Origin of the sequence: Paraburkholderia sp. C35, assembly GCF_003121405.1 — a bacterium.
Classification (GTDB): Bacteria; Pseudomonadota; Gammaproteobacteria; order Burkholderiales; family Burkholderiaceae; genus Paraburkholderia.
Genome location: NZ_QBUY01000105.1, coordinates 23,887 through 32,539, shown reverse-complemented (window position 1 = coordinate 32,539; position 8,653 = coordinate 23,887). Strand labels below are relative to the sequence as shown.

Annotated in this window: 5 protein-coding genes and 3 pseudogenes; 4 read left to right on the top strand and 4 right to left on the bottom strand. The window is 53.6% G+C overall.

Annotated elements, in window-relative coordinates; translation table 11 throughout:
• The first annotated feature begins 262 nt into the window (after window positions 1-262).
• Window positions 263-1,786, top strand: coding sequence for a mannose-1-phosphate guanylyltransferase/mannose-6-phosphate isomerase (locus DK391_RS36310; RefSeq protein ID WP_109482829.1), 1,524 nt, complete (start codon window positions 263-265; stop codon window positions 1,784-1,786).
• 265 nt (window positions 1,787-2,051) lie between these two features.
• Window positions 2,052-2,229, top strand: a pseudogene (locus DK391_RS36305) (transposase); the annotation flags it as partial.
• Window positions 2,230-2,232: 3 nt separating this feature from the next.
• On the opposite strand, the pseudogene DK391_RS45495 reads toward DK391_RS36305, so the two are convergent.
• Window positions 2,233-2,806 (bottom strand): annotated as a pseudogene (locus DK391_RS45495) (hypothetical protein); the annotation flags it as partial.
• Between DK391_RS45495 and DK391_RS45490 the strand changes: the two are divergent.
• Window positions 2,766-3,060 (top strand): annotated as a pseudogene (locus tag DK391_RS45490) (IS5/IS1182 family transposase); the annotation flags it as partial. The pseudogenes DK391_RS45495 and DK391_RS45490 sit on opposite strands and share 41 nt — an antisense overlap.
• A 211-nt stretch (window positions 3,061-3,271) precedes the next feature.
• On the opposite strand, the gene DK391_RS36295 reads toward DK391_RS45490, so the two are convergent.
• From DK391_RS36295 to DK391_RS36285, 3 genes are all read right to left on the bottom strand, one after another.
• Window positions 3,272-4,354, bottom strand: coding sequence for a glycosyltransferase family 4 protein (locus DK391_RS36295; RefSeq protein ID WP_109482827.1), 1,083 nt, complete (start codon window positions 4,352-4,354; stop codon window positions 3,272-3,274).
• Window positions 4,355-4,554: 200 nt separating this feature from the next.
• Window positions 4,555-5,922 (bottom strand): undecaprenyl-phosphate glucose phosphotransferase, encoded by a 1,368-nt coding sequence (locus DK391_RS36290; RefSeq protein ID WP_109482826.1) that lies wholly within the window; start codon window positions 5,920-5,922, stop codon window positions 4,555-4,557.
• Between the two features lie 52 nt (window positions 5,923-5,974).
• A complete protein-coding gene (locus DK391_RS36285; protein WP_109482825.1) occupies window positions 5,975-6,961 on the bottom strand; it encodes a helix-turn-helix domain-containing protein in 987 nt (328 codons plus the stop codon).
• Between the two features lie 479 nt (window positions 6,962-7,440).
• On the opposite strand from DK391_RS36285, the gene DK391_RS36280 reads away from it, so the two are divergent.
• Window positions 7,441-8,592 (top strand): porin, encoded by a 1,152-nt coding sequence (locus DK391_RS36280; RefSeq protein ID WP_109482824.1) that lies wholly within the window; start codon window positions 7,441-7,443, stop codon window positions 8,590-8,592.
• Window positions 8,593-8,653 lie beyond the last annotated feature (61 nt).

Here is an 8,653-nt window from a genome sequence, read left to right as displayed (position 1 = left end):
GGTGGCGCGTGGGTATCAGACGGCAGTGCGGAAGTTTGGTACGCAGGCGTATGTGGAGGGGGTTGAGCGGATTCTCGCGAATGCGGCAGCACGACGCGTGGCGTAAGTTGAACGACGCGATGTGCATCGGAACGACTTGATGAATCGCCATGCAACCATCTTTTAAGAGCGGCAACGATCTCACGCGATGCTTCGCTGCGAACACTGGATCGTCTGCGCGAAATGAAGCTTGCGCGCGATTTTAACTTTAGGGAGCATTTCTATGGCTGAACTATTCGAGCCACAGGTCGATAGAAAATCATCTGTTGTCGACAGTCCATCGGACAAGTCAATAAAAATTCATACTGTCATTCTGGCCGGCGGATCAGGCACTCGCCTATGGCCGGTGTCTCGTGAGCAATGCCCGAAGCAACTACTTTCCCTGATGGGAGATGAAACGTTGCTTCAGTCAACGGCGCGCCGTCTGGACGGAGTTGATTTTAAATACGAGCTTGCACCTCGTGTGGTTGTTGTGTGTAACGAGGAGCATCGCTTTACCACCTCGGAGCAGCTCCGAACGAGCGGAAAATCATACAAGCTGATGCTCGAACCCGTGGCGCGAAATACCGCGCCTGCACTAACGGTTGCGGCCCTTTCGATTATCGAGTCAGACGACGACGGCATCATGGTTGTGATGCCCGCAGATCATGCGTTTCAAGATCTTTCTGGCTTTCAGACTGCCGTCGATATTGGCGTGAAAGAGGCTGCGAAAGGGCATCTGGTTACGCTCGGCGTAGTGCCTACTTCTCCGGAAACCGGATATGGATACATTCGATTGGGCGAGGCATTAAGCGACGACGATGCAAACGATGCGCGTTGGTTAGACGGCTTTGTTGAAAAGCCTCCTCCTGACGTCGCGACACAATATGTCGAGTCTGGACAATACTGGTGGAATAGCGGAATTTTCATTGTACGAGCAAGCATCTGGATGCGTGCTGTGAAGTCTTGCCGGCGAGAGATACTTGATGCTTGTGAGACTGCATTTCGGAAAAGCGTCTCTGACGGGGAGTTTGTGCGTTTAGACGGCGAAGCATTCAAATCGTCTCCGTCGGATTCGATCGACTACGCGATTATGGAGAAGCTCGGAAACAGCGATTCCGCCTGCAAAAGCGTTGTCGTGCCAGTCGAAGCTGGCTGGTCCGATCTGGGCTCGTGGGATTCACTTTGGCAAATTATGCCGAAAGATGACGAGAAAAACGCGAGTCAAGGTGGGCCAGTCATGTTCGAGGGAGCTTCATCGACCTTTGTGCATTCCGACGGGCGCTTCGTTGCGTGTATCGGGACGCGCGATCTTGTGGTTGTGGAAACCAGTGATGCAGTGCTCGTCGCGGATCGCTCATCCGCGCAGGACGTGAAGAAAATAGTCAATCGAGTACGAGGCGAGTTTTACGCGCTAACGGTCAACCATCGGAAGGTGTACCGCCCTTGGGGGAGTTACGACTCAACCGACAGTGGTGAGCGTTTTCAGGTTAAGCGGATTGTCGTGAATCCTGGATCGAAACTGTCTCTACAGATGCACCATCATCGCGCGGAGCACTGGATCGTCGTGCGTGGGACGGTATTGGTCACGCGAGGAGAGGAAAGCTTCCTTTTGTCGGAGAACGAGTCGACCTACATCCCTCTTGGCGTTACGCATCGTCTTGAGAATCCTGGACGGATACCGCTTGAGATTATTGAGGTACAGTCGGGGTCGTATTTGGGTGAGGACGACATCGTTCGCTTTGAGGATAAATATGGACGTGGTTAGGTGCACGTCGTTCGTTATATCACACCATGCAATGGATGGGAGTGGCCGCTCCCAAGCTGTCTGCGCGGAGCTTGGTGAGGGCGCCAAGCGCGGTGTGTGGATTCCCGTCAGCACCACTGCAGATAACAGTCTGGATGTTTGAGTGGGGTGATTCTCTGCGAGAAAGTCGATGTATAAAAGGTTGTTGAATTTCGGTCCTGAGTAAATGGGGTTTGAAGGCCGCGCCTGATGGATATTCAGTTCATTTTTTCGGACGGTGTATGCGATGCGCTCAATGGATGAGATGCAGGAACCCTTGTTTACGACATGAAATTGCTGCGCGCGCTACTGTCGCAGGTGTTCCATTCGGTGGGCAGTGAGCGCATGCGGGTGTGCCAGAGTGGTACGACCTGCTGTTTCGATGGCTTGTCGGACTGGCGATCGAGGATGTTGTGTGGGACCACGGCCACGCGCTCGCGTATGTCGTATGCCTTGTCGGCGCCCACGGTCTTCGCATGGCCACCTGACAAGCAGTCGAGAAGCCGCAAGGCACTGGATCGTTCGTCGAGACCGTCGACATGGCTGACCACCGCACCGACCATCAACCCTGCGCGGTTCTCCATCAGTATGCTCCTGTAGTAGCACAGGATCGCTGAACTCTTTCTGCTCTTCTTGCCAACTGTGCGTCCGGGGCCAAGCGAGACTCATCCGTGTCGTTGCTGCGCTGCTGGCCCTTCCAATTCGTGTTGGCGTTGCGCCCGCCGGCGGTTCATTATCCGAGCCGTCCTTCGCAGGGAAGCTCTTGTGACTGATCCGCGCCTGAATCAGTATGCCATCCACCGAAAAAGGCTCTCTTGAGAGCAAGCCCCCCATCGGCCTGGCTCATGATCTCAGTGAAGAACGTATCACGCCGACCAGCCCGTTGAGCGGATTGAGCGCGTCATTGACCAGTAAGCAGGCCGGCCGCAGCGGGTGATCCGTCGGAACAAAATCGTCCAGCTTGAGCGATTGCCGGGCTTGCAAGGTGACGGCGCATGTCATTCGCAACGTCGATTGCGCTGGCTGCAGCGCAATCGACGTCCGCACGTCGCGGCATGTCGGCTATCAGATCCGCCAGGTGATCCGCAAGCGCGTCGAGGAGTATTTCGGCTGTGGAAAAAGCGATCGGTCAAACCCGGCAAACGGCTTGTCGCCGCATCCGGCGCGTCGACGAGCATTTCAAGTGACGATGCTCGAGCAATCTGACCCGCATGGCGCAAATACCAGACGTAATGTCGCGAGGAGCGACGCGATGAGCGGCCGCAGCGTGGCGATAGCGCAGCGCGTACGCCTCAAACATGCGTATGGCCCGCAAATTTCGTCCTCATCTCAGGCAAATTGCATGCGCAAACCTCGTGATCACCGTTCTGGTTGCTATCGCGGGCAGCTTTTCAACATCCTGCCAAAGGAGGTCGCACTGCATTACAACCGATAGTGAAGTGCTTATCGTGTAGTCGCGAAGAAGGGTCAAGGTTTTACAACAGCGCTTCGGCACTCGGACAACGTTTCTGCGTAGATTGACAGATAATTCTTTGCCACATCAGATACGTGGAATCCACATAGATTTATTTGGCTCCTTTGGCGGTATTCTCGAATCACCTGTGGATCCGACAATAGGCTCGTAATTGCATCCGCGAGCGATTTAGGATCCTTCGGAGGAACTAGCAGCCCGGCCTCGCCAAAATCGAGCATCTCAGGGTTACCATCAACCTTGGTCGCGATTATCGCGCATCCGTATTCTCGAGCCTCTATTAGCGCAAGGGCACCTGAATCCTTGTGAGATGCCAGCACGAAGATATCGGTCTCGGCAAGATAGGCGCGCGGCTCGGATACAAAGCCTGTAAAGGTCACAGACGCACCGAGGCCTAGTTCCTGCGCGTCACTTTCCATCGCTTGCTTATCGGGACCGTCACCAACCAGGTAGAGGTGTGCTTGCGAATGCTTGTCACGGATTAACGCAAAGGCCCGAAGCAGATCGTTGATTCCCTTTCTCTCATACATTCCAGCGATGGTAACAACGTTTGGTCGCTGCAATTGTGGAGATGTAGGCTGATTTCCGGAGCGGCGCGGACTACCTATTGTTCCATTTCTTACTATCGAGAGCTTGTGCGTGGGAATGCCCCGGGTTTCCATCGATCGCGCTACTTCTGCGCTAACGCAAACAACGCGATCACCGAGCCTCATCAGAGACGAACTCTTCTGAAACTCATTGTGAACGGTTGCAATAAGCGAGTACTTTGGCCGTATTGTGCCGAATCGAGCCAGGAGAACGCCCGTCACCATATGTGCGTGAACGACGTCTGGCTTGCATTGTCTTAGGATGTGGCGAAATTCGATCACGGCTCTAAATGCGTTCCATAACTTTGGAGACTGCGGTACGCGTATATGCTTAACTCCATGTTTTTTGAGCAATACCTCAAAATCTCCTCCTGACGTTGCGACCGTAACGTCATGTCCAACCTTTGCCTGGGAGCAGGCAAGATCAATCATCATGTTGACGATCCCATTCCCCGTGTTTCTCACGTGGTTTGCAAGATGGATTATTCTCATAGAATTTGATTCGTTAGTTAAATTTTAGTTAACGTATTAATTTTGATGTGCGGATTTAAGTATTGGTTAAAGTATCCGATTTTCAATCATGCTGGCCGTGTATGCGATCGGATTCGGGGCATGTGGTCATCTATGCGTGCTGAAAGTTTGGAGTGGTGATCCGCTGCCGGTAGGAAATTTTTTATGTTCGAATCATATAATTAGTACGCCGATTTTCCTGAAAAGCCCTTAATCAAAGTGAGCGCGATAATCTTCATATCCATCCAGAATGACCAATTCTGGATGTAATATGTATCCAGCTTCACCCGGCCATCCATTTTTTCAAGTTGCTCGGTTTCGCCACGGAATCCATTGACTTGTGCAAGTCCTGTTATTCCCGGTTTAATGCGGTATCGAAACATATAGTCTTGAACGCGATCTTTATAGTATTCGTCATGCTCGACAGCATGGGGGCGCGGGCCGACCACGGACATATCTCCGTTCAAAACGTTTAGAAACTGAGGCAACTCGTCCAGGCTGGTACTCCGGAGAACACTTCCGACTCGGGTAACCCGGATGTCGCCTCTCTGTGCTTGGACGACAGTTCCTTGTTTGTCAGCGCCTTGATACATCGTTCGGAATTTGTAAATTGAAAATACATGGCCGTTCATTCCCTTCCGGTACTGTCGGAATAGCACAGGCCCGGGAGAGGATAGTTTTACTGCGAGCGCGATGATGACAAGTAGCGGAGAAAGAAGCACGAGTGCGCAGACAGCAAAGACACGATCGAAAATTTCTTTCGGTATGGTGTACCAACCGCGTTCCGGAGCTGCTTTAAGATTCAAGACGGGAATGCCGCGATAGTCACCGACAGACGGTTTTATTGGGCCGGAGTCATCCAGTAACGGCAGAACGCGAATATTGACGAATTCGTGCTTGAATTCCTGAAGCAGAACTTCTACCTGAACCGGTTTGAACGGATAATTTAGAACCCATATTTCATTAAGGCGTTCGGTCCTTACAAAATTGAACAATGACTCGATCTTGTGGACTGCAGGAACATGCTCGATTACCGTATCGTGAGTAAGCGACGGATCGAAAATCAGCTCTGCGGTAAACGCGTCTCGTGTTTGATTCGCGACGCGTTGAATGAGACTGTCGTTCGCTCCTGAAGGCGCGACGATGGCAATGCGTGACGGGGAGAACCACCATGAGCGTGAAAGTGTCGGAAGCACCTTAATGGCACATCGACAAACGATAAGTGAGCACGCTGCTATGGCCGTCCACCAAAGCAACCAGCTATCTCGATTGGCGGCACCCGGGTACATACGTGAAAGAACCGCGAGAGCGAACTGCGCAGCGAGCCAGGCAGCGAGTGCTTTTGCAATGCTGACGGCCAAATCGTTACGGAACGGCCGGTAAACTCTTGTTAACTGAAACGTGATGGAAGGCAGTGTAATGCCCAATATGCCTAGCAAAGCATCGACATGCGAAAATTCCGCGTGGCCGTGATATGTGATGCTCTGCGATACATACGCGGCGCCCGCAATCGATAAAAAATCTGTGGCTTTTGAAATGGGTGTCAGCATCGTTTATAGCGTTGTTGATGTACCAGAGGGCGCGTGTGTGAAGTCTGCAAACTCACACTCCTGGCTGGGTCGCATTTACCCTGTTCCGATACTCCGTCGGCGAAACATCCCAAACCTGCCGGAACAATCTCGCAAGACACTCGCCACTCGTCAGTCCGCAACGTCGGGCAATTTTGTCTACGGGCAAATCACTCGACCTCAGCAACGCTGCAGCCAGTTCCACCCTCGAACGCCGTAAGTGCTCCGAAGGCTTAACTCCCATCTCTGCACGAAAATGCCTCAAGTAAGACCGGTCACTCATCCCGGCAGTCTGCGCGGCAACCGTAATAGAAATTGCCTTATTGCAGTTGCGCGTGATCCACTGTGCACTCTCCAGGATCCTTTCCCGGACCGATTTGCCGGTTTCATGCGTGATAGCCGTCAATTCCGGAAATCGCGTGTCCGGCAGCAACTGCAATACTCGATGCAGGACAGAGTTTCCAAAGTCCTGTCTGATCATTTCCAGAGCCTGCCGCGGACCGGAGTGCATCGCATGATTGCGATGTGCGATAACTCGCGTCGCATCTTCAACTGCCACGTCTTCACGCGAGTGGGATTTCTTACACGCCAGGCCCGCGGCTGACAGGAGCAGATCGCCATTGCCGATCGCAAACACGTCATCGACATCCAAAGCCGTTTCCCGAAGCCACCGACAAAACGTCTCATCTTGTGCGGTATTGAAAACGGATTCACCGCCCGCAACAAAAAGTGCTCGCGCTTTGTTAAGCAGGACAGGGAAGTGCGTCAACACATCGATCTGTGCGGAACTTGAAACACAGCCACCTCGAAGAGAGATAAACGAGGTTTGATAAAAAACCTCCCCGCGCCCAACCGCGAGAACCTGATTCGCCTTATCGAACACGTCGGCAACCTCCGCCGCAGGCAACATCGAAAAACCGTCAAATACAACAATTCCAATCACCTGCGGCGTGTGAGAGTCATTCGACCCAGCAAAAGCCTGACCCGGATTCCGCGAAATAGTGTGGCGACTCGTATGCATCCATGTCTCCTGCGTGGCGGCGCCGTGGCGCGAAGCGCTTCGGGCGTGAATAGCGCCCCAGTCTTGCTCCACACACGGGAGCCAACTTAAACGCGCGCTACATCGAGGCGGAGAGGATACGAAGACGCTTCGGCACCTCATATCGGACTATTCCGATTCACAGTGTGGAAGTTTCCCGCAAGAAATTTTTAACGATTGCACGCACAGAACCCTCGAACCTTCCCGACAGACCCATTCAATCCCAAGAATTGATGCACCAAACGTGGGCATTTCACAACGATTTCCCCGCGAGTTCTTTCTTCAACTAGACGCCATGAATCCACTCGGGCAGCATCACGTCCGTCGCATGCATCCGAACCGCAGGCGCATGTAGATGTAAATCGGCAAAAAGCTGAATAAATACTAAGCATGCCGAAGAAAACGGTTTAAATCGAAGACACACGCCACTCAACACATCTACCAAAATCGGAGATCGTCTAATGAAGAAACAGGTCATTGCGCTGGCTGCTACGGCGGCATTTGCTGCGCCCGTATTCGCACAAAGCAGTGTCACGCTGTATGGCGTGATCGACGAAGGCGTCAACTATACGAATAGCGTTGGCGGTCATAGCGTCGTCGAATTGCAAAGCGGCTATGCACAAGGCAGCCGTTGGGGCCTGAAAGGCGCAGAAGATCTGGGCGGCGGCAACAAGGCAATCTTCCAGCTGGAAAACGGCTTTGACCTGAACAGTGGTCGTCTGGGGCAGGGCGGGCGCATGTTTGGCCGCCAGGCGTATGTCGGCGTGTCGAATGACCGCTTCGGTACCGTGACGTTGGGCCGTCAGTACGACTCCGTCGTCGATTACCTCGCACAGACGACGTCGAACGGCAACTGGTCGGGCTATCTGTTCTCGCATCCGTTCGATAACGACAACACGGACAACTCGTTCCGCGTCAACAACACGATCAAGTACGCGAGCCCGGATTTTGCCGGTTTCCAGTTCGGCGGCACGTATAGCTTCAGCAATGACGTGAACTTCGCGAACAACCGTCAATACAGCTTCGGCGCGCAGTACACGACGGGCGGCCTGCTGCTCGCCGCTGCGTACCTGCAGGCGAACAACACGGGCGCAACGTCGGGCGGCGCCATCGCAACCAACGACGCCAGCTTCTTCGCCCAACGTATGCGCGTGTTCGGCGCAGGCATCAACTACACGTTCGGCTCGGCGACGGTCGGTTTCGCTTACACGAACTCGAACTATCACAACCCGACGGGCAACGGCTATCTCGGCACGCCGGGCGCAATCGTCGCTGCTGGCTCGACGCTGAACAGCCTCAAGTTCCAGAACTTCGAACTGAACGCAAAGTACCAGGTGACGCCTGAGTTCTATGTCGGCGGCCAATATGTGTACACGCTCGAGAACTACGATGCATCGACGGGCGGCGAAAAGCCGAAGGTTCACTCGGTCGGCCTGATGGCGGACTACAACATCTCGAAGCGCACGGACTTCTACGTACAGGGCGAGTACCAGAAGGTAGCCGGCGACAAGACGAACTCGATCATGGACAACGCGTTCATCCTCGGCACGCAGGCGCCGTCGTCGACGTCGAACCAGCTCGCGTTCCGCGCAGCAATCCGCCACAAGTTCTAATGACGTGATGTAGCAAGCGACATTCGTGTCGTGAGATTTCCACGCGTTTCCCGTCGTGCTT

Excerpts from the sequence above, each read along its gene's own strand:
- DK391_RS36310 (WP_109482829.1), top strand. The coding sequence starts at position 263 with ATGGCTGAACTATTCGAGCCACAGGTCGATAGAAAATCATCTGTTGTC.
- DK391_RS36295 (WP_109482827.1), bottom strand. The coding sequence starts at position 4,354 with ATGAGAATAATCCATCTTGCAAACCACGTGAGAAACACGGGGAATGGG.
- DK391_RS36290 (WP_109482826.1), bottom strand. The coding sequence starts at position 5,922 with ATGCTGACACCCATTTCAAAAGCCACAGATTTTTTATCGATTGCGGGC.
- DK391_RS36285 (WP_109482825.1), bottom strand. The coding sequence starts at position 6,961 with ATGCATACGAGTCGCCACACTATTTCGCGGAATCCGGGTCAGGCTTTT.
- DK391_RS36280 (WP_109482824.1), top strand. The coding sequence starts at position 7,441 with ATGAAGAAACAGGTCATTGCGCTGGCTGCTACGGCGGCATTTGCTGCG.